The sequence below is a fragment of the Pseudomonas putida genome, assembly GCA_029953615.1.
Lineage (GTDB): Bacteria > Pseudomonadota > Gammaproteobacteria > Pseudomonadales > Pseudomonadaceae > Aquipseudomonas.
In genome coordinates, this window is record CP124529.1 from 158,703 (window position 1) to 180,292 (window position 21,590).

The 21,590-nt window shown below is 54.7% G+C and carries 12 protein-coding genes; 6 read left to right on the top strand and 6 right to left on the bottom strand.

Annotation, left to right across the window (positions count from 1 at the left end):
* Positions 1 to 339: 339 nt before the first annotated feature.
* A complete protein-coding gene (locus QIY50_00750) occupies positions 340 to 1,062 on the top strand; it encodes a FadR/GntR family transcriptional regulator (GenBank protein WGV20874.1) in 723 nt (240 codons plus the stop codon).
* A gap of 39 nt (positions 1,063 to 1,101) precedes the next feature.
* On the opposite strand, the gene glsB is transcribed toward QIY50_00750, so the two are convergent.
* A complete protein-coding gene (gene glsB / locus QIY50_00755) occupies positions 1,102 to 2,010 on the bottom strand; it encodes a glutaminase B (GenBank protein ID WGV20875.1) in 909 nt (302 codons plus the stop codon).
* 215 nt (positions 2,011 to 2,225) lie between these two features.
* Between glsB and QIY50_00760 the strand changes: the two genes are divergently transcribed.
* Positions 2,226 to 3,263: a sensor domain-containing diguanylate cyclase gene (locus QIY50_00760; GenBank protein ID WGV20876.1), complete on the top strand. Its 1,038-nt coding sequence runs from the start codon at positions 2,226 to 2,228 to the stop codon at positions 3,261 to 3,263.
* A gap of 853 nt (positions 3,264 to 4,116) precedes the next feature.
* Here the strand turns inward: QIY50_00760 and QIY50_00765 are convergent.
* Complete coding sequence (locus QIY50_00765; protein ID WGV20877.1) at positions 4,117 to 4,785, bottom strand: HD domain-containing protein; 669 nt, start codon at positions 4,783 to 4,785, stop codon at positions 4,117 to 4,119.
* A 539-nt stretch (positions 4,786 to 5,324) separates the two neighbouring features.
* Here QIY50_00765 and QIY50_00770 point away from each other — a divergent pair.
* Together QIY50_00770 and QIY50_00775 are read left to right on the top strand one after the other, a co-directional pair.
* Complete coding sequence (locus tag QIY50_00770; protein WGV20878.1) at positions 5,325 to 5,567, top strand: hypothetical protein; 243 nt, start codon at positions 5,325 to 5,327, stop codon at positions 5,565 to 5,567.
* 165 nt (positions 5,568 to 5,732) lie between these two features.
* On the top strand, positions 5,733 to 5,996 hold the full coding sequence (locus tag QIY50_00775; protein WGV20879.1) for a DUF3077 domain-containing protein: 264 nt from the start codon (positions 5,733 to 5,735) through the stop codon (positions 5,994 to 5,996).
* A gap of 111 nt (positions 5,997 to 6,107) precedes the next feature.
* On the opposite strand, the gene QIY50_00780 is transcribed toward QIY50_00775, so the two are convergent.
* Entirely contained in the window at positions 6,108 to 6,914 is an 807-nt protein-coding gene (locus QIY50_00780; protein ID WGV20880.1) for an HNH endonuclease, read from the bottom strand.
* 481 nt (positions 6,915 to 7,395) lie between these two features.
* Between QIY50_00780 and QIY50_00785 the strand changes: the two genes are divergently transcribed.
* Positions 7,396 to 10,785 (top strand): STY4851/ECs_5259 family protein, encoded by a 3,390-nt coding sequence (locus QIY50_00785; protein ID WGV20881.1) that lies wholly within the window; start codon positions 7,396 to 7,398, stop codon positions 10,783 to 10,785.
* A 16-nt stretch (positions 10,786 to 10,801) separates the two neighbouring features.
* Positions 10,802 to 17,050, top strand: a complete 6,249-nt coding sequence (locus QIY50_00790) for a DEAD/DEAH box helicase (protein WGV20882.1) — start codon at positions 10,802 to 10,804, stop codon at positions 17,048 to 17,050.
* Positions 17,051 to 17,668: 618 nt separating this feature from the next.
* Here QIY50_00790 and QIY50_00795 read toward each other — a convergent pair.
* The 3 genes from QIY50_00795 to QIY50_00805 are packed head-to-tail and all read right to left on the bottom strand — an operon-like array spanning position 17,669 to position 21,138.
* Entirely contained in the window at positions 17,669 to 18,775 is a 1,107-nt protein-coding gene (locus QIY50_00795) for a hypothetical protein (protein ID WGV20883.1), read from the bottom strand.
* Between the two features lies 1 nt (position 18,776).
* Positions 18,777 to 19,757, bottom strand: coding sequence for an ATP-binding protein (locus tag QIY50_00800; protein WGV20884.1), 981 nt, complete (start codon positions 19,755 to 19,757; stop codon positions 18,777 to 18,779).
* A gap of 49 nt (positions 19,758 to 19,806) precedes the next feature.
* The gene (locus QIY50_00805) at positions 19,807 to 21,138 is read right to left on the bottom strand and encodes a hypothetical protein (GenBank protein ID WGV20885.1); all 1,332 of its coding nucleotides are present in this window, start codon (positions 21,136 to 21,138) and stop codon (positions 19,807 to 19,809) included.
* Between the last annotated feature and the right edge of the window lie 452 nt (positions 21,139 to 21,590).

Below are 21,590 nucleotides of genomic sequence, written 5' to 3' on the forward strand. Positions count from 1 at the left end.
GAGCGGCCGCGGCCGCGAACACCAGCAAAGCCGGTGCCATCCTCCGCGTCACCTGCTTCGCGGGCATGCCCGCTCCCACAGGTACTGCGCTGGCTTCGAGCTGACACTACACCTGTGGGAGCGGCCGCGGCCGCGAACACCGGCAAAGCCGGTGCCATCCTCCGCGTCGCCTGCTTCGCGGGCATGCCCGCTCCCACAGGCACTGCGCTGGCTTCGAGTTAACACTACACCTGTGGGAGCGGCTTCAGCCGCGAACACCGGCGCAGCCGGTGCCATGCCCCGCGTTGACGCGCTAATGCTATGATGCTGCCCCCGCCAGAAGGATCCGCCCCGCCCCACATGAACTACCGCCAGCCCACCACGCGCAAGAGCATGCACGCCACCCTGGTCCAGGACCTTGGCGTCCAGATCGTCTCCGGCCAACTCGCACCCGGGCAGAAGCTGCCTTCCGAGGCCAGCCTGTGCGAAGCCTACGCAATCAGCCGGCCGGTATTCCGCGAGGCCATGCGCGCCCTTACCGCCAAGGGTCTGATCGAAGCACGCCCACGGGTAGGTACCCTGGTCCGGCCGCGCCACGACTGGCACATGCTCGACCCCGACGTGCTGCACTGGCTGATGCAGGCCACGCCACAGCAGGAATTCTTCAACATGCTGAGCAGCGTACGCTGGGTCATCGAACCGGCTGCCGCCGCGCTGGCCGCCACCAACGCCAGCGCCGAGGATGTCGATTCGATCGCCGAGGCCTACCAGCGCATGGAAGCCGCACGCAACCACGAAGAACGCCTGCAACCGGACCTGGACTTCCACGCCCGCATCGCCGACGCCACCCACAACGACCTGCTGGCTTACCTGTGCAACATGCTGTCGATGGCGCTGCGCGAGTCGGTGCGCTACTCCAACCAGCGCGCGAACTTCGACCAGCTCGCCCTGCCCAGGCACAAGGCGATTCTGACCGCTATCCAGAACGGCGACGCGCTGGGCGCGCGGCATGCTTCACTGGTACAGCTTGAAGACGCCCGCGTGGCCCTGGCCAAGGTACTGGGGCAGGACCCGACGAGCTGAGGTATCAACCGGGCCTACCTCAGCCACCGAGCCCGCCGATCAGAACACCGACCAGCCGATACGCGAACTAAGCAGTTCGAGTGCCGCCATCCCCGCCAGGGAGTTACCCGCAGCATTCAACTCCGGCGACCACACGCACACCGTGAACTGCCCCGGCACGATCGCCACAATCCCGCCCCCCACACCGCTCTTGCCCGGCAACCCCACCCGATAGGCGAAATTCCCTGCTTCGTCATACAGCCCGCTGGTAGCCATGATCGAGTTCACCTGCTGGGTCTGGCGGCGGGTCAGAATCTGCTCACCGCTGTGCTTGCAGAACCCATCGTTGGCCAGGAAACAGAACGCCCGAGCCAGATCAAGGCAGTTCATCTGCAGCGCGCAGTAACTGAAATAGCTACGCAGCACAGCTTCCACCTCGTTATGGAAGTTGCCGAACGATTGCATCAGGTAAGCCATGGCCGCGTTACGCGCGCGGAATTGATATTCCGAGTCGGCGACGCGGGCATCGATCGAGATGTGCGGATTACCCGACAGCCGCCGCACGAAATCACGCATCGACAACGTGGGTGCTGCAAAGCGCGACTGGTTGATATCGCAGATCACCAACGCACCCGCATTGATAAAAGGATTACGCGGCCGCCCCCGCTCGAACTCCAACTGCACCAGCGAGTTGAACGGCTGGCCGGAAGGCTCATGGCCAAGCCGCTGCCAAATGGCTTCCCCCGAGTGGCCAATCGCCTGCACCAGGCTGAACACCTTGGAAATACTCTGCACCGAAAACGGCACCAGCGCGTCGCCTGCGCAGTGATAGCTGCCGTCGTTGCCATAGACTGCGATACCCAACTGGTTCGCAGGCACATCGGCCAACGCAGGAATGTAGTCAGCCACTTTGCCCTTGCCGATCAAGGGACGTACTTCTTCGAGAATCTCGTTCAACAGCGTTTGCATGAAAGGCCCTGTATCAGTCCCCCAGGCGACGGCTAAGGGGGTAGCATTCTTGACGAAGGTTGGCCGGGAGAAATCACACACTCAAGGAGAAATTCCCGACCATCCCTGTAGCGCATGGCTTCTCGTCATCACCTATGCTGTGCTTGTTTTGACGGATAGAGAACCTGTAACCGCCAGGGTGTATAAGCAACCCACCAGGGAATGGAGAATCAACGATGCCAGCTTGCCCGTTACCCGCTGACGAAGCGCTCCGCCAGCGCACGCTCGATGACATGAACCTGGTCGATACACCGGCCGAGCATTACCTCGATACCCTGGTGCGGCTCACCCAGGACCTGGCCCACGTGGATACCGTTCTGATCAGCCTGATCGATCAGGACCGACAGTGGTTCAAGGCCCGCATAGGGCTGGAGGCAAGCGAGACGACGCGCAGTGTTTCCTTCTGCGGCTACGCCATTCTCGGCGAGGGTACCCTGATGGTCCCCGACGCCACGTGCGACGGGCGATTCGTCGACAACCCGCTCGTGCTCAACGAGCCCTATATCCGCTTTTACGCCGGCCACCCCTTGCGCGCAGGCAACGGCAAAGCCATCGGTACGCTGTGCATGTTCGACCCACGCCCGCGCGAGCTGAGCGAGGCCCAGCAAGCGAACTTCAGGGACCTGGCCACGCTCGCCGAGGGCTACTTGCAGCTGCGCACCTTGGCGCAGGTGAACCGCGACTTGCGCCTTGAAATGGATCGCGAGCAGCGCAAAGCCCTGCTCGACCCTTTGACGCAACTGTGGAACCGCGGCGCGTTGTCGGCGTTTGAAGAGCATGAACGGCGATTGGCCGACGTGAACGGCTTACAACTGGGAGCGGTGTATGCCGACCTGGATCACTTCAAGTCCATCAACGACAAGTACGGCCATGGTGGCGGTGACAAGGTGCTTTGCGAAACTGCCCGTCGCCTGCGTGCTGCCCTGCGCCCTGATGACCTGCTGGTGCGCCATGGGGGTGAGGAGTTCGTCGCAGTTTTGCATGTTAAAGACAGCGAAGAGCTGACACGGATTGCTGAGCGGATTCGCGAACAGGTGGGTGCCAGCCCGATGCAGTTGCCCTGTGGTCAGTTGAAGGTGACCCTGAGCATCGGGTGCACCCTGTTTGCCAAGGGGGAAACGCTGGATGACGCGCTGGAACGCGCCGATAAGGGGCTTTATACCGCCAAACAGAACGGGCGTGATCGGGTTGTCTATGTAGCGCCGCCGCTCTGAGACGAGCGCGAACCGGGCTGTACGGCACCTCTAACTCGCACGTCAGCCCGGCTATTCATTTCCCCGAACCCGCCCCACTCGGCATGCTCTTTCCGCCAAAGCTGGATCATCCAAAGGCCGCAAGCACAGCGCTAAAACCCTGCGCGCGTCCCGTGAAAGCAACCGCCCAGCAAAAACTCCAAAAAAGTGCCGCGCCCCAGTGAAAGCCATTGCCCTGCTCAAACTCAAAACATGGCGCGATCCTTGTGGAAGCAAATGCTTGCTCAAATTCCAAAAGATGACGCGATCCCTGTGGGAGCGGGCGCGCCCGCGAACACGGGCGCAGCCCGTGCCATCCAGTGCGACCCGCCCAAAACACGGCATACCACTCACCAATCAGCAGAACCTGGTACAAGAAGGCCCAGCCCATTGGTGCATCACCGCACCGATAGCCTAACCAGTAACCCCTGACCCAGCCGCTGAGCGGCCGACGATGCTGCAGCCCGACATGCCCACGAACACCCCAACACACCGCATGGCATCGCCGAAGCAGCCTCCACGAGCAGCCCGCCCTCAGAAAACTGCACCCATCTCCCTGAATCAGCAGCCCGCCCTCAAAACACTCAGCAGCCCCGCCCCCTCTGTGGGAGCGGCTTCAGCCGCGAACACCGGCGCAGCCGGTGCCATGCCCCGCCAGATTCTTCCCCGCCTAAACAAACCACGCAGAGCCACGCGGCCACAGCTATCTACTCGCCGCCCGCAAAGCCCAAGGCTTGGCTACATCCCAAATACACCTGCAAAACCAATCAGTCGTGTGCAGCTCTTAGACAGCCGCCTCACGCCATAAACAACCTGCCAATCCCCCAAAACCGCGTCACTTCAGACCTGCCCCACCCGCCCCAATCTCATCCATGAAATCCGCCAGAAACACCTCAAGCCGAGCATGACGCTCAGCAGCCAGCCGAGCCCCTTCACCAGTTTTAAACCCTGACACAAGCTTGAGCAGCTTGGTATGAAAGTGCTCGACCGCATACGCCTTGTCCTGATACTCCCTCCCCCACGCAGTGGGGTTCTCGAAATCGTACAGCGCCGACCCCATTCGCCCGGAAACGTAAAAACACCGGGCGATACCCACTGCACCTATGGCGTCCAGGCGATCGCTGTCCTGAAGAATCCTGGCCTCAAGGGTGAGTGGTTCAAAGCCAGCCGAGTAGCTGTGGGTTTTGACTGCATGCGCCACCTGTTCGATGCGCTGCAAGGGCCAGCCCATATCAGCGAGGATTGACGCCGCCTTTTGTGCGGACAGCGTTGACGCCTGCCCACGCAAGGGCGAGTTCTTTTCTACTGCGACACAATCATGCAGCACCGTCGCTGCAAGCAGAACTTCCAGGTCGCCGCCTTCTACGCGCTGTATCCGTTGTGCGTTGACCCATACGCGATGGATGTGGGACAGGTCGTGGGAGCCATCTGGCTGGTCAGCCGGTAGATACTTCAACAGGCCAGCGGCAAAGCGCTGGAAAGGGGCAAAAGCTTCGATAGTCATCTTCGGTGCATTCCATGGGCTGTGACTTGGCGTCCGTTGTCAGGGGCTGGCCCGTACCTGCCTTGGTCCAGATGCGAGCGGGTCAGTTTCAAGGCTTGAGTGGCGAAAGTCCATGCTGGACCGTTTGTTGGCATCGCGACATAACTGGATACGGGGATTCGTGAGTGGAAAGCTTTTTGAGAGCCACAAACCGTTAACAGAGCAGCCGGCGTTGCATGCTGTGAGGGTCAATGGGCGAAAAAAGTCAGAATTAACCCCTTCCTTGTAGGCCATTTCCCAAAGATACTCCCTGCGCCTGTTTTTCGTTGCACATGACCAACGTGGATTTTAGTCTCGGCTCGTCGCTGCCAATTCAGCGACCGGTTTTGACGGACCGATGACGCTTTCCTCATGTGCACACTTTTATGGTGGCTGTACGTGCGGGCACCCTGTGGTGCGCCGAGTGCCAACGTCTCGGTCCGTCAACCCGCGTACAGCTACCACCCCATTGCTTGACGGCATGGCCGTGGTAGTCCCTCCTTCTACGTTGGAGCTTCACCATGCTCAAGATCGTTCCAGATCCTCCACACAAGACTCTCTGCCTTGAAGACACCCTGATCCAAGCCACGGACTACGCACTATGCGCGGCGACCGTCGTGCATCAGGCAATGCTGCTGCAGCCCAAATCGCCTGCGTCGATTTTGATGATGACCTCGATGCATGAACTGGAGACGCTGCGAGCTTTGCTTGAGTCCGCACTGGTCCAGGTGCAGATGCCCACTGAGCCTAGGACTTTGCACTAAGGCTTCATTTATGTGTCGCCTGGGCTGCCCCTATCGCCAGCAAGCAAGGCTCCCACATGGATCTAAGCTGCCCCACAGATCTCGAGGCCTATGCAGTATTTGTGGGAGCTGGCTTGCCGGCGATGAGGCCAGACCAGGCACGAGAGATTTCGGGGAGATTGAACAATGTCCACAGAAGAAACCAAATTCACCGTCGGCAAAACCACCTTCTACCAAGGTGAAAACCAGACCCATCCGCTGTTCCGCATCGAAGCAGGCATCCCCTGCCAGAGCGCCCGCGAACAGGCCTCGGAGCTTATGGGCTACGCACGAGATATGACCCTGGACGGCTTGATGGAGGACAAACCTCAGCTGATCTGGGCTTCGCATTACCTCTGCGCATTGGCTAAGGCGCTGATGGATGATGCCGAGCTGGGCATGATGCGCTGAATCACCCTTCCCTCACTGGATGCCTTCAGAACCTATGTCCATCCCCTGTTTTGAAGGCGCTCCAGCTGCCCCACTTCCACAGCCAGGCAAAGTTAGCGTGCGCTTAGCTGTCTACTGGGACTCGGTTACCCATCGCCCGCGCAACATTCCTTTCAACTCGTCAACACTCAGAGTCTTATCTCTCTTGCGATGGACAACCGCGTGACAGTTGGCGCACAACGTCACGAGGTCTGTCTCAGGATTCACGGCCTTCTCCCCACCAAAATCCGAAATCGGTACTACGTGATGAACGTGAATGAAGCCCTTCGCGTGTTCGCCGTATGCCTGTTCGAAATCAAACCCGCATGCCTTGCAGTCAAGCCCGTGGATGGCGATGGCCTTCATCCTCAAATCTTTCCGGCGCTCGTAACGGGTTCCAAAGTAGCTTGTTTTGCTGCCTTCACTGGCCGATTCAAAGGCAAGTGGGTCGTCTTCCGTGTACGGTACAGCCGCGTCAGCACGCGAAGGCAGGAGCGTCGCATGGCTTAAGATGGCATCGTAATCGGATTGTGAAATTGGCCGAACGCCATCACGCCAGTAGTTACTCATACGGCTGGCGGGGATAGTCTCCAGGTACTCGCCGTCAATTTTCGAGGGGACAGCGTCTTCAAACGGCGTGAAGTTTTCGATCAGAGCAAACAGATCACCCTTATCGCTCTTCCGGTCCGCGTAGACCTGACCTATATGTGCCTTACCAAAATAATGCGGATCGGTGCTGAGGCGGACGGAAGCAAAGGCTTTTTCCTTGATGCGCCCTTTGTAGTAGATCACCTCGGTTCCCTGCGCGAGCCAGGCTTGGTAACGCTTGGGGAAGTGATAGACAGCGCCTGTCTCGTCTTCCCACTGCGATGTGTCGTTTTCAACGATGACGACGGGCATTTCATTTTCCTCTCGAGCGATGGCAAAAGCCTATCAAAAAAGAGGAAATTTCCTACAAGATACGCAAAAAATATGAGTCAGTGCATAAACTCAACTCCGCGCGGTTGCACTCATCCAGACTCTGAACTGCATGCGTCCCACGGAGTCGCCGACACAGTCACCGACTGTCGATCTTGCGAAACGGCATGGGTTCATCCTGCATTCTAGAAAATCCAATGTATGCGGATTACTTAAGCATCCAGAAAGATCCGAAACAGTACTTAGACCACGGCTGCCAGGCATGGCATGATACCAACCTGCCAGCATCGCTTTGCTTGAATCGCCAGGAATGAAATGAACTCTTCTAAGCTCGAGGCTTGGGATCTCACAACTCGAAGATCATAGGCTGCCTTCGTTAGTGCGCCGTTCTCTCCTTAGGTTGATCCAACCTATGGTTGTGCGGGTACACGACTGCCCCGTGCCGCAAATTACAGGAGGTAAAATGGATCTGGTCATGGGTACCGAGAATCTCAATCTGTATACCTGGATCCAGAGCTTCTTGCGGGCCAGAGGCTTGGACAAACCGAATAGACGCCCTCTTTACACCTACCGGGTTTCAGACCAAGAGTATTCCGCATTGTCTGACCTGCTCAGGCAAAGCACGGGGCATTCCGGGCTCTTTGGGCAAAACACGTTACCCATGGCATGGTTGCTCTACGCGGCGGAATGGTGGAAGCGGTCCTACGATGGTGGGGCCTGGGCGTGGAACCCAGTGTTTGAAAGCCTTGGCATGGCTCAGCCGCAATACGCCCAGATCCAACAGCTTGTTGAGCGGGGACGCGCAGCCTGGCAACTGAACGGTGGGAATGAGGGTGGGAAGCGCTACATCGGCGTCGTTGCGACTCAGGGTGGACTACCGCTGCGCCTAATCGAAACAGCCCATGGTCCGCTCTCACGCTTGCTTAGAACGGTGCTGCGCCAAGCCATCCTCTGCGGCTTGGCCCTCCAAGCCATCCGCGCGGAAGTGGAGCAGCATCAGCACCATCTGCCACATAGCTACCGCCAGGCGCCGCTCTACGATCTGCTGGCTGAGGTGGTGCAGGTGGTAAAGGGGCTCTATCAGTCACATGCTCTGAAAAACACCGAAGACCCAGTCGAGTTTCTGAATGCCCGAGATCCGCAGTGGATGGAAAACTTCCCATTGCGCATCGATTGCGACTCAGCACGCCAGCTAATTGGAGGCCTGATCCAGGAAGCGTCGCAGGCGGAAGTAGGTTTCCGACGTAACCCCATCCAGATGCGCCGAGTGCTGCGCTTTGGCGGCGATGGATATCGCCTTATTTCCACTATCGACGTCCTGCCCACAACCACCCCTCAGGCAATAGCCGAGCTTTTCAGCATAGTTGACGAGCAGTCCCTTCCGCCTTCGTTTCAGATCAGCCTGAAGATTGGCGACAAGGAATACCCACTGGCAGATGCTGTACACAGAACACTGAGCGTTCGGTTGCAAAGCCGTGGCCTCCCCCCTGAACTGTTATCAAACACCCAGGTGGCCCACTTACGTCTGATTCGCTTGGGAGAGGTGCTTTTCCACACCCAATTGCCTGGCAGTGATCCGCTGGAGCCAGACATGCCGTGGGTCTTCGAGGACGCTGAGCCTGACGGCCGGTTACTGGCAATAGGCAGTGTTCGTCTCACCAAGGACACAATGTTGTTATGCGTCCCGGAAGGGGCCGTGGTGCTAAATGAGGGCGGTGACCGTGTCGAGCTCCCCTCCCCTTTACCTGGGCGAGCACTCTACCGACTATCCAGGGGTACGACCCGCATCCCCTTACCTGATGGCGACTATCGCGTAGATTGCGCTCAAGAGTATGGAGACCAGGGAACCTTGAACTGGAGTGGCCGCTTGCTGGACATCGCCTCTCAGCCCACCCAGGTCTATATTGGCTTGCCAACGCTGTACAAACTGAACCCAGATGGCAGTGGCGCACCAATCGCGCAGGGCGAGTTCCATTGGAGAGTGGGCAGCAAGCCCTCACTGGTATCTTTCAGGTCCCCTCCCCATGGGATGGGTACCTTGGTATGGAAGCACGCCAACGCGCCCCAGACTCGCCTTAATGCAGTACTGCTACCAGTGGATGCCTCAATTGAGGATGGCGGTGATCGAAACAGCCACGGAGGCACAATCTGGTTGAAGCGTTGGCCCGCTCTAGGAATTGGCTCCGAAGCGAAAGACTACGAAATTGTGCCCGAGCAGGTTGGCGCGGACTGGAAGGTCCGCGTCAGTGCAACCGGGGATCACCTGCCAACCGATGTCACCTTGTTGATAGCCTGGCCCGGCGCTCAAATCCAACGGTTGACCCTGCCATTCCCGGGCACCGGAGCGGTCTTCTTTGATACTGCCGGCAAGCGCATGCAAACCAGAGAACGTATCGATGTCGAGAGCCTGTTAGGGACGCGCTTGCGTCTTTTGCCTGGCCGCCACAGACGCCACTGGGAGGTGAGCTTGACGTTGCGAAACGGGGACTCCGGCCCTGCACTCCTGTCTCGTACTTACAAGTACGGACTTTCGGCTGAGATCCGCCTGTTCGAATTCATGTCTCCCATTCGTGAGATGTTGGCCTGTACCGAGAAACTCGATGCAACGGTAACCATCGATGCCCTTGAGCTCAACTCGGCTGTAGCCTCGATTCGTGTGGGCAGATACACGGCGTGGCTCGAGCGTGACACAAACGTTGGAGTTTTGGGTTTCCCACTGTCAGCGCGCCAACCTGCTGCTGGAGTGGACAGTCTTGGTGTGCGGGCGATCCCGATCAGTCGTCCGGAGGCCGGAGACACATCCCTCAAGCACGCGCGTTCGGATGGCGAATATGTTGGCCGCTGGTGGTTCAACCCAGAGCTGCGCGAACCTGGACCGTGGCTAATTTTCCCTGACGCAGCCTCACCCTCAGTTTTCCGGCCCCTGATTTGGGAAGTTTCGGCCCCACTTGGGAAGCCAACGACCAGGTTGCAGGGGCTGGGCCGGGCTCTCTCCGTCCAGACCTCCGCTGAGCGCATTGCCGCCTTGCAGACTGTAGTCGCTGGGCTTGTCGCTCACCCAGAGGATGAGAACTGGTTGATCCTGGAAGACCTCGTCAACACTTTGGGGCACTTACCCCTGTCCGGCCTGGACATTTGGCGGGTATTTGCGAGCAATCCCCAAGCGATGATCATGGCCCTGCTCCACTTAGAAGGATTTGCCGAGCAAATTGCCCCACGGACCTCCGAGGAGCTCCCTTTCGAATGGCTCCTTACGTCACCGGCAGACTGGGTGGCATGCGTTCGAACACTCCACTGTTTTTGGCAGCAGGATAGCGGCCCGCGGGGAGTTCGCCATCTTCGGAGGGTCTGGCAGGAGCGCAGAGAAACATTAGCTATCGGCCAGCCAAGTGTAACGTTAGGCCTGGACCTCGCTGGAAGTCTCCAGCTCGAAATTACAGACAGACCTGCTGAATTACTCCAACAGAACCCAACAGCTTTGCTGAAGAAAATGCTGGCTCGTGCCCTGTCCGAGGATGGCCCATTTGGTGTTTTGAAGCGACGCCCGGATGACGGGGATGGATCTTGGCCGACAGCGATGAAAACTCAAATCAAGGCCTTCCTTTCCACCCCGCCAGCACGAGCGTTGTTTGCCTCGGTCACCCTCGACCGTACGGACCACAAATGGCCAATGATTGGAATGCCTGTCTGGCTGGGCTACGAGACCGCAAGCGGAAACCACCAGCAGTGGCTGTCCCAGATGGATCGACTACATGCCCTACGCCTGTACCGAGAGTTTGATCGCCAATGGTTCGACGAGGGTTACCGGCTAGGCCAGGTTTTGGCCTTTTGCACCGGCACAGTCGCGCACTAATACCAGGAGGATCCACATGACGTATTTCGAATCTCTGATTGATGAGCTTCGTAGCCGCAGCACTCGCGCCATCCAGAGCCTGCTGGCGCTGAAAGAACCGGCACTGCGCGAATACCTGTCCCAGCAACTGCTCGGCACACCAGGTCAAAAGGGAGCTTTGCTCGCCGATCCAGTGTTCGAGCCGACCTTTGGTTGGCAGAAGAGCGAGGACTCGCTGAGTAGCCTGAGTGGAAACCTGTTGCACCCGAGTCTGGTGCGCAATATGACATCACCACCGAAGAGTGCCGGAATTCGGCCATTTCCTTCTAACGCCAAGGTCTACCGGCACCAGCTAGAGGCTTGGCAAAAGCTCTCAACCAAGGAGACCAAGTCTCTGGTAGTCACCAGCGGAACGGGCTCTGGCAAGACCGAGTGCTTCATGGTCCCGGTACTAGACAGCCTGGCGCGCGCCGCGGCTGAGAAAGGTACGTTGCAAGGGGTGCAGGCAATCATGATTTATCCGCTGAACGCCCTGATCAATAGTCAGCAGAATCGCCTCGATGCCTGGACCGATGGATTCGAGGGCAAGGTGCGCTACTGCCTATACACCGGAGCCTTGAAGACGTCCGAGAAGAGTTCAGCGCAAAAATCCAAGGGCCACGTGTATAGCCGTAATGGCCTTCGGGAAAGTGCACCACCACTACTGGTGACCAACGCCACCATGCTCGAGTACATGCTAGTGCGCAAAGATGACGCGCCAATACTCGAACAATCCAAAGGCCAGCTCCGGTGGATCGTGCTGGACGAAGCGCACACCTATATTGGTTCGCAGGCTGCAGAAATGGCGCTGCTGCTCCGCCGGGTCATGCATGCCTTTAAGGTCGAACCTAAAGACGTCCGCTTCATCGCCACCTCGGCTACCTTTGGTAAGGACAAAGGCACCGTTGACTCCTTGACCAAGTTTCTCGCAGATATGGCCGGTGTTGACGAGATGCAGGTAGAGGTTGTCCAGGGACAACGGGAGGTCCCATCGCTGCCTGCCTGCGCAGACACTTCCAGTGCACCATCCTTGAGTGAGCTTGCGGCGATTGAATCCGCACTGGAGGCAAGCACCTCCCGCTATTTGGCCCTGTCGGCCCATCCCCTTGCTAGGCAGATACGCGAGGCGTTCATCACGTCGGACGGTACCCGAGTAAATACCTTGAACATGCTGGCCCAGCACTTTGCTTCGTCGGTCAGTTCGCAGGACCTGCTCGCCTGGCTGAGTCTGATGTCAGGCACTCGGATGCCTGATAGCGAGGATGATCCGTTCTTCCTTCCGGTAAGGTTGCACCTCTTCCACAACGTGCTGCAGGGCTTGCTCGTCTGCGTTGACCCGAAGTGCCACTACAGGGTCGACACACCTCTGAACAGCCCTGACTGGCCGTATGGAAGGGTGTACACCGACGACCGCACGCACTGTGAGTGCGGTGCGCCGGTGGTAAGCCTAGTCAGCTGTGTGACCTGCAACGAGGCTTTCCTACTCGGCAAGCATGCAAACGGGGGAGTTTCGGGTATTCGTCTGGACGACGTTGACGAGTTCGCCATTGACCTCGACCCGGACCCTGATGATGAGATAAACAACGAGAGCTCCTCATCGGACGGGAAGCGTTGGCTGATCGTCAACCGTGCAACGTCGAACCAACAGGAAATGGAAAACCGCTGGTTCGATCGTGCAACCGAGCGTCTGTTGGACCACTGCCCAGAGGGTGATGCAGCGAAGCTGGATATCCTTGTACTCGATTCAATGGATAAATGCCCCTGCTGTTTGACAGAAGGACCGCAGGGCATCCAGTACCGGAGTGCCGTGATCGGTACTCCGTTCCTTCTAAGCACTGTGATTCCCGCTGTCCTGGAGTTCTGTCCAGAAGACGACAAAGCACCTCTTCTCAAGCCCTTCCGCGGCCGTAAGATGATCTCTTTCACAGACAGCCGTCAGGGCACGGCCCGTACAGCGGCGAAGCTCCAACAGGACTCCGAACGCCTTCGAGTTAGGAGCCTGGTCTACCATCACCTGCTGAATGAGCAGCCGAAATCGTCCCTAACGGCGGACGATGAGCAGGACCTCATTGAGCTTCTCGCTGAAGAGCAAGACGGCACATTACGCGAGCGTGATTTACGGACCCTCCAGAGACTCAAGGACCTGAAGGCCGAATCTAGCGCCGGGGCGATACTGTCGTGGAACCAGCTTATTGGCCTACTGGCCATGAGCCCCGACGTGAAAGATGAAAACTTTGGGATGCTGGAATACTACCGCGATCGCGGCAGGGAGCTCTTCGAAAACCAAGGCGGCACGCATGAGCTAGCAGGTATGTTTCTGGCGCGCGAGTTCATGCGTCGACCGAAAGCTCGGAACAACCTCGAAACAATGGGACTTGTTGAGATTGTTTATCCCGAACTGGCAACCGTAAAGGCTCCGAGCGCATGGTTGGGTAGCGTAGAAGAGTGGCGCGCCTACCTGAAGGTCCTTCTAGACTTCTATGTGCGCGAGAACAGCTTCGTTAGCATTAGCCCGCAGTGGCAGCGCTTCATTGGCACGAAGTTTAGGGCAAAACACCTGCTTCCGCCGACTACAAGAGAGAGCCCTGGACGCCGCTTCAAAATCTGGCCACAGGTGACTCCCAACACTACTCGTCAGTCCAGGCCAATCAACCTGCTTTGCAACGCTTTTGGCTGGCCGACCGATGCGAACGAAGACCGGATCAACTTCCTTCTGCAGGAAGCTTGGCGTGCCTTGACGAAAGAAACAGGGCTGCTCACCGGAGATTCGCAGGGTGTACAGCTTGACCTGCGCAAGCTGCACTTCCGCCTCTCAAGCACCGTCAGCCTTTGCCCGGTTACTAGGCGTTTCCTCGATACCGCTTTCTGCAACCTCAGCCCATATGGCGCGCAGGGCAGCCAGGACCCTCACACACGCCTGCCAGCCTACACGATTCCCCGTTACCCCCACCGTAATGGCGGGGCCTTGGACGATCACGAGCGGATTGCCATGGCCCGCGACTGGTTGAGCACTGAGACTGGGGTTATGGCCATGCGTGATCAAGGCCTCTGGTCGGACCTTCACGATCGAATCATCGAGAGTACCCGGTACTTCCGTTCCGCGGAGCACTCGGCACAGCAGCGCACTGGGCTACTCCAAAAATACGAGAGGAAGTTCAACGATGGTGAGATCAACCTGTTGAACTGCTCCACCACCATGGAAATGGGGATCGACATCGACCGTATCGCCGCGGTAGCTAATAATAACGTGCCGCCGCATCCAGCCAACTATTTGCAACGTGCTGGCCGCGCAGGTCGCCGAGGTGAAGGTCGAGCCATGGCACTGACTGTGTGTCGACGCACGCCCCATGACCAGCACGTCTTCTCCCGCCCTCTCTGGCCGTTCGAAACCCCAATGGTGGTACCGAAAGTAGAGATGCGCAGTACCGAGCTGGTAATGCGTCATCTGAACGCATTCCTGCTGTCTTACTGGATGAAAGACGTCTTAGGTCACGACGAGCTGAAGGGAATGACCGTCGGCCCCTTCTTCATGCGCGAGGTCCCCGAATCTGGCTATGTCGACTCATTGGCAGAGCGATTCAGTCGTTGGTGCCAAGTAGAAGCCGCCGAGATTCCCGAGGTCCGGAAGCCCCTTCAGGCTCTCGTTTATCGGACTACTCTGGCGCACACGCCCGCCGCGGTCCTCACGAAGCATAGTGGCAAAGCCTTGGCGGAGATCGCCCTGGAATGGCTGCACGAGTTCCAGTGTGCTGAGCAGGAGAAAAAGCACTTCGAAGGATGCAGCGAAGCCAAAAGCGCGGCATTGCGTGCGCTTCTGGCTCAGCTCGCGCGCTTGACCGGCGCCTATCTTCTGAGTGAACTAGCAGCCCGCCGCTTCCTTCCAGGATATGGCTTCCCGACAGATGTGGTCACCTTCAATAACACCTATTACCAAAAGAAAGATCAGCGCGAGACTGGCCACGAGCGAGAGGACAAATGGGGAAGCAGTCGCGACCTACCGTCCCGAGACCGCGCGACAGCTCTTCGCGAGTATGCTCCGGGCGCAGAAGTAGTCATCGATGGGCTTGTCTACCAATCCCGCGGCATCTCCCTCAACTGGCTACTGCCACCAACCGAAGCTGAACTTCGAGAAACACAGCTGTTTAAATGGGCATGGCAGTGCAGTGGGTGCGGATCCACCGGCAGCAGTTTCGTGCTCAAACCATCGGAATGCGAGTGCTGCGGCAAGCAACTGGATCCCAATAAAGACGTAATGCGTTATCTGGTGCCGTCTGGCTTTGCCGTCTCTTTCTTCGGAGATCTGCCTCACACAGATGTCGACCATCCGGTCTATATCCCCGCGCGCCCCTCGCGCCTGAGCGTGAACGAGCCATGGATCCCGTTGGCAAACCCTGCGAATGGCCTGTTCCGCGCCAGCCCTCGTGCTCACATGTTCCATCACACCGCGGGCGAGCACAAAGCTGGCTTCGCCCTATGCCTGGAATGCGGCCGGGCAGAACCTATGTTGTCCGTAGCGGATGATAACGCACCTGCAAATGAGGGGTTCCTGCCGGCGTCATTCAGATCTTCGACGAAGACTCCGCACAAACGCTTACGCGGTGGTCGTATGGACGACAGTGAAGAGGCCTGTCCGGGCAACTCCAACCGCTGGAAAATTCAGCCGGATGTAATGCTGGGACATGACACCGAAACGGATGCGATAGAGTTGCTCCTACGCAACCCGCTATCAAGCGCGTGGATGAACGACAAGGTGGCAGCCTTCACAATTGCCGTTGCCCTTCGTGACGCTGTCGCCGAGGCCATGGGGGTTATCTCTGAGGAGCTCGGCTTCAGTACCCGGCAAATCGCGTGGGAAGGTAAGGCGGTAGAGTTGGTTCAGGTCTTCGACCTGCGGAGTGGTGGATATACCAGCCAGGCAGCGCGGGATATCAACCTCCAAAGCCTGTGGGACAGGGTCCTTGAGACCCTGCAATGCCCCCATTGCCAGAACGCGTGCCAGAACTGCCTCATTGGATTTGATACTCGCTTTGACACGGAGAAGCTCGATAGGATACGGGCCTTGGAGTGGATCTCTCCGACTTGGCGAAATGCTCTAGCCCTGCCGGAGGCAGAGCGCGTCTTCCCGCATGAGAACGTTGCGGAGATTACTGGCCTCCTTGAAGCAGTGGAAACGCGGCTCAACAGCAGGGAACATACCGACATCACGCTGTATCTACAGGGAAACCCTGACAAATGGGATCTCCCCATGGCTTCCCGACTTTTGGGCCGTCTTGCCAACTGGAGAGCGCAAGGTTTCGGGGTGCACTTGCAAGCGGCGGCCGGCTCACTGGCCCAATTAGACGAAGGTAACCTCTACCGCCTCGCTGCATTGGTCGACAACGGTATTTGCTACGGAGAAGTGGCGCCGGAATCCCTCTCGATGGGCGGAACACATGCCCTTTTGGTGTCACTGGCCAGACAAGAGGCCGCCGATATATGGGCAAGCAGAAACTGTACCTTGGGTATTCCTAACGACAATTGGGCACGAAATGACGAAGGCCAGCTCCTGGTTCGCGGCAGACTACCATCCATCGACTTGGCGTGTACGAGCTACACCGGCATGGAGATTCGCCCGCAGGTTGGTGACGTCGAAGTGGATATCGGTCCCGATGAGCTCAGCGGGAAATTCTGTGGTTTCGGAACCCGGTTCTGGGCGCTACTCATCGAGCGGTCCCCTGCACTGAAAGCAGTGCTGACCGGGAACGACTCCCTAGAAAGAATCGAGTACACGGATCGCTATACTCGCAATCCGTTCACTGTCGCACTGCTGGTCGAGGTCCTTGACGCACTGAAGAATACAGTCGCAAACGCGGCTGCAAATCCGCACGTCTCGGTTACCGGACAACACTACCAGGCAAACTTCCAGGGACCACGGCAACTTTGGCATGACTGGGCTGACCATGATCAGCGCGACGCCGCTCTCCAGTCCGCCCTCGAGTACGTTGGGTTCAGTGCCAACGTGAATAGCAAGCCTGCAATCGAGCACGGACGCATGTTGCGCTTGACCTTCGAATCGGGGCACGAAGTCAGGATCCGATTGGACCAGGGCATGTCGTACTGGCGCGCGGATCGAAACTCCGGACAACTCTACGTAGAAGCCTTTGATTTCAAGGCAGACGCGGAAAAGCAGGGAGAGGCCTTGAACCGACTGAAGGTCAATGTCGTCTCGGCTGACATGGGTGATACACAGGTGTTTATCCGGGCGTGACACAGACCAGGCTGGCAACCTTTTTACTCTGCCAGCCTGGTTGCCCTCAAAAGGGATAGAAAGCTAGGCCTGTCCCATGATTAGCCATTGCCAATCTGCTTGAGAAGCGGAAGGATGACTAGAGATATCATGGCTTGCAGTGCGGAAACTGAACCTATCCGCTCAATAAGAGCCACATTCCAAGTGGACCTGAAGGCCGATGCTGTACTACCGATTTCTTTCTGGGGCCAGCCCGCCAAGATGCGCCGAAAGCAAAATCGAAAAAGTCTTTTTAGCTATTCGCTTGGAATGTGGCTTCATGGATCGCATACCCACACCGGCGACAGGCCGGTCTTTTCGGTAACTTACTTGACCGCTTAGATCTTAAATTCTTCGGGTTAAAGCTTACGACTAACGACACCTCCTATTTGGGACTCATTATCAGGCTTGGAGGTGTCTATGAAAAAGCAGGGGGGATTCGTATTACGGCTGTTGACCAACAACCACATCTCAATGCGCCACGCATTGTTGCAAGCGATATTTGATAGGCCAGTTAACACTAAGACACCGTGCAACCGAGCTCTCAAAGCGCAATTCTAATTATAGACCGTGCTCCCGCCTCTGCGACGGCTGGTGTATTCATATTCCTAGAGCCAACCTAAAATCAGCATCCTCCAAATTATCCACATTTACACTATCTAATTTTTCGGAGTCTAGGTTAATTAGCACGTCACATATCACAGCAAACAAACCACCCTTACTAGCGCACTCTTCGATTTTTGGCTTTGACAAATAACTGGAAGACGAATGAGCGCCTACATTAGAAACCTTAATGGCCTCCCAGAAGTCCGATAAATTCAATATATTGGAAAGGGTATTGAACCCAATCCCAGAAGCCTCAGCAACCTCAGTCATCAGCCCCATATTTTTTTTCAGCAAAAGCACAACTTGGGAAACATCAAATATTAGATCCCCACGGAAACCTTTCTTCACTTCTGGCGAAAACCCAGAATTATTGAGCTTACTAAACCATTGCTTACGCACCCTATACAATTTTTTAGCAGAAATCTCAAATATACAACGAATGGAGCTAGCTATTAACGGAAGATACTCGTCTCGCCTCTTAGACTCATATGCTTTATCTATCGCATAGATCAGGCTAGAAATTATTCCTTGCGACATTTGATAAACAGATTCAGACTCAATAGTAAAAATCGATTTACGTAGAGGATCACCGGAAATATTAGAAATACGCTTTAAAAAGCGTAGTGTAATTTCAGCACATACAACACCAGTATGCTCATCCATGTAACGAAAACTAATAACTTTCTCACAAGGCTCTAAAATGGATTGCAAAATTCGCCCTGATGATAGCTGGTGGTCAATATATATCTCCACTGCATCAGGATCAACATCTTCAGAAAGACTATTTTTAACTTGATAAATATAGCTAACTAGATCAAGCTGCTGCGATGGAATGTAATATACAACTGGAATTTTTCTATCAAAAAAAATTGATGCCGCTTTCTTTTTTTGCACGCCCTCCTTGGAGTCTGGATACGCCTTACCAGTAGGCACGCGGTGAGATGATGTTTTTCTTTGCAATTCTTTTTTTATTTCTGAGCCGCTAGTCTGAATTAATTCATTGAGAAACCTTAAATCCTTAGAAATACTTTTGGTTAAGGCCCCCTCAACAAAATTAGTACGATCAGAGTTAAACTCAATATCCGAACTTTGACTTGTCAAACTAACCCTGCCCAATCATCTGCGGCAAGGAGCTGCCGGAGCTAGTCTTCCTTAATAGCTCGGGATCAAAAAGAACGGTATTATTAAATAGATTCCGATTGAAATAAACCAGAGGATAAAGAGCGTCGTCGTACACTCTTTTATTCAAAGCAGATATAGACTTTGAATTTCTTCCGCGACCAAAATGAAAAATCACCAAATTTAAACTAATTGAATAATCCGTCCTCCGCATGTCCTCTGGCAGCCCGGGCATCGACCTCACTAATTCCCCTGCATGATAAAAGTCTACAACATTACTCTCTGAATCAAACGAAACATAAAACAGCTGATCACTTTCACTTTCAAGTACGTAACTCTTTAGCTTTTTAGTAGAACAAGCAAAGAGCCTATTTTCAACATGTATCTGAATATTAAAGGAATCATCAATAACGGCAGCAGCCAATTTCTCCAGAATCTTTGGCTCTTCCAAGTCTTCAAGCAGCTCTTTGATTAAATTTTCATTAGAACGGATAACTATAGTAGTACCCTTCCCCTCCACTAACTCAGTAGCTATTGGAATACTAGTTCCTGACAGATCGGTTTTGGCGACAAGGTGGGATTTCTTCAAAGAAAAAGTGCTCTGAACTCCAGCCTTATTCGTAATCCAAGTGACTTGATCGCCAAATTTGAACGCAGCAAGAAAACCTAACCCTTTGGACCCCTGAGTTATACGAACAATACCGTCTTGTTCAACGCAATGCCCGTACCGTTTTGAACTCTTAGATATATGGAAAAGACCTTCAATTTCTTCAAACCCCATTCCATTTCCATTATCAGATATGGTTATTAGATTCTTTGATGGCTCCAACTGAATTGTAACATCTGGTGAAAAAGCATCATAAGCATTCTTAATTAGTTCGTTTAGCGCAAACAATGAAGACGGTATTTTCTGCGACAACTCTTCAATTAATCGACCATCAAACTTCAAAGAGGCAGCTGACATATGAAAGTCCTTTCCATTTTTTTATAAACCATGCAACAACAACCCAAATCTATATTTTTCGCATTATCAAAACTTGCTCTTCCGTCATTGTCTTCGAACTGCTATTCCTGTTTGCCATCCGCTTGTAGGGTATAATACGATCTATCTCCAGAACGAACTGACAACCCCGAGCCTCCAAGAGCTCCCTGAGAATACTATTCAATGGTATTTTCTGAGCAGATATATGTCTATTACCGAGCGTCCAAACAAGATAGCCGTCTTTTTTTATCCGATAAAGCATTCCATCTAACGAATTATCAAGATCATTGATAAAAGCAGCTAAACGTTCAGGTCCATTATTTGCATACTTTGATAAATTTTCGATGCTATGCGAAAAGCTCGTCGACATATCTCTTAAGCGTTCAACATCTTTGATCGCGCACTTGTGTACCCCTCCAAGGCTCGCCCTATCAATAGCAGATGCATTTGTCAGCAGTGCAGCAGGCACTTTATTGCGTAAATCGGCTGTATCAATCCACATCAAAGGAAGATAAGAAAATTGTCCGTAGGGAACCGTAGTTGAGTTGTCACCGTAGGGCGGCGACGTAACCAGCATATCATGCCTTGAGCAATCTGATTGTCGAGGGGCGCTTTGGATATCACCAATAGAAAGATCAACTAGACTTTTAAGACTTGCCCTTGAAAGCAGGTCCTTAGCTTCTAGCAGTCGCACTTGTTCTTTCTTTAATAGAAAATTCGAGTTTAATTTACTCTTGAATAAATCGAAGCAACACCCAACCAGACACAAATCTTGCTCATGCTTCATATGTAGCTTGTAGGTGGAGCTTCTTGAATTACAACTTCCTCTAACAGTATCGCTAAAAGCGACCCAGAAAAATCTCCTAGCCCATTTGCTAGGCTCCGCCATTATTGCACGCCGGATTTTACTCAACTCAACCTGAATTCTTGGTAAAAACCACTTATTAATCTTAGGAAAACTCACCTCGACTGTGGACATCTTATCGCAATCTAGACGCGCAATAAGCCCGAAAATCTTCTCTTCTAAAGACGAGATATAAAATACATCCGACTTTGTTTCACAAGCCAGGATAGCCAGTGGATTTATATCTACCCCCTGAAAATCTAGCCCCCTTACGATAGCCTCGCCTAAAGTCGTCCCAGATCCTACAAAAGGATCAAAAATAGACTTAATTTCAGGTTTATGCTTTAGAAAAATATCAATTAGTTCGCCCTGCATCTCGGGAACCATCATCGCAGGATATTTTATAAACCCATGACAATGCGTTCTTTTCGCTCTGCGAGAAAACGACCAATATTCTTTATCAAGCTCACCCAGCAAGGCTATTTGGTTTACTATTTTTTCATCTAGAGAAGACGACATATGGAGTCCTTTGCAGAGTTTATTGCAAAGCGAAGAAGAGATAGCTTAGTGTTAACAAGGCTCCAATCCATGTTTCCGCACCTCATCCCTGCGCAGAAAGCATTTTAACATCATTCGTAAACTAGGTGGAGTCTTCGCAGGTATACTAATTTGGAGCGAGAACGACCTGTATCGGTTCTCATCCGACGGCGCGATAGCATCTGGACAGACGCCGAGGGAAATGCTCATGTCCAATGAATGACGATGTTGATCATCCCGGCTCAACCTATGCTATGGAGCAAAGCTGATTATGGAAAGGAACTTAATCTGTCCGGACCAGGCCAGACAGATTCAGTCAGCCCCATTATCAACGGGTACCTAGGTGAAGCCTTTATGTAGATCGACTATGAGTCTAAGTAAGCGCTACATGACCCGGCTTGAATTCGATGCTTCAATTTGAAGCGTACATGCAT

What these genes read in the sequence shown, in the direction of transcription:
- QIY50_00750 (WGV20874.1), top strand. Translation starts at nt 340, where the DNA reads ATGAACTACCGCCAGCCCACCACGCGCAAGAGCATGCACGCCACCCTG.
- glsB (WGV20875.1), bottom strand. Translation starts at nt 2,010, where the DNA reads ATGCAAACGCTGTTGAACGAGATTCTCGAAGAAGTACGTCCCTTGATC.
- QIY50_00760 (WGV20876.1), top strand. Translation starts at nt 2,226, where the DNA reads ATGCCAGCTTGCCCGTTACCCGCTGACGAAGCGCTCCGCCAGCGCACG.
- QIY50_00765 (WGV20877.1), bottom strand. Translation starts at nt 4,785, where the DNA reads ATGACTATCGAAGCTTTTGCCCCTTTCCAGCGCTTTGCCGCTGGCCTG.
- QIY50_00770 (WGV20878.1), top strand. Translation starts at nt 5,325, where the DNA reads ATGCTCAAGATCGTTCCAGATCCTCCACACAAGACTCTCTGCCTTGAA.
- QIY50_00775 (WGV20879.1), top strand. Translation starts at nt 5,733, where the DNA reads ATGTCCACAGAAGAAACCAAATTCACCGTCGGCAAAACCACCTTCTAC.
- QIY50_00780 (WGV20880.1), bottom strand. Translation starts at nt 6,914, where the DNA reads ATGCCCGTCGTCATCGTTGAAAACGACACATCGCAGTGGGAAGACGAG.
- QIY50_00785 (WGV20881.1), top strand. Translation starts at nt 7,396, where the DNA reads ATGGATCTGGTCATGGGTACCGAGAATCTCAATCTGTATACCTGGATC.
- QIY50_00790 (WGV20882.1), top strand. Translation starts at nt 10,802, where the DNA reads ATGACGTATTTCGAATCTCTGATTGATGAGCTTCGTAGCCGCAGCACT.
- QIY50_00800 (WGV20884.1), bottom strand. Translation starts at nt 19,757, where the DNA reads ATGTCAGCTGCCTCTTTGAAGTTTGATGGTCGATTAATTGAAGAGTTG.
- QIY50_00805 (WGV20885.1), bottom strand. Translation starts at nt 21,138, where the DNA reads ATGTCGTCTTCTCTAGATGAAAAAATAGTAAACCAAATAGCCTTGCTG.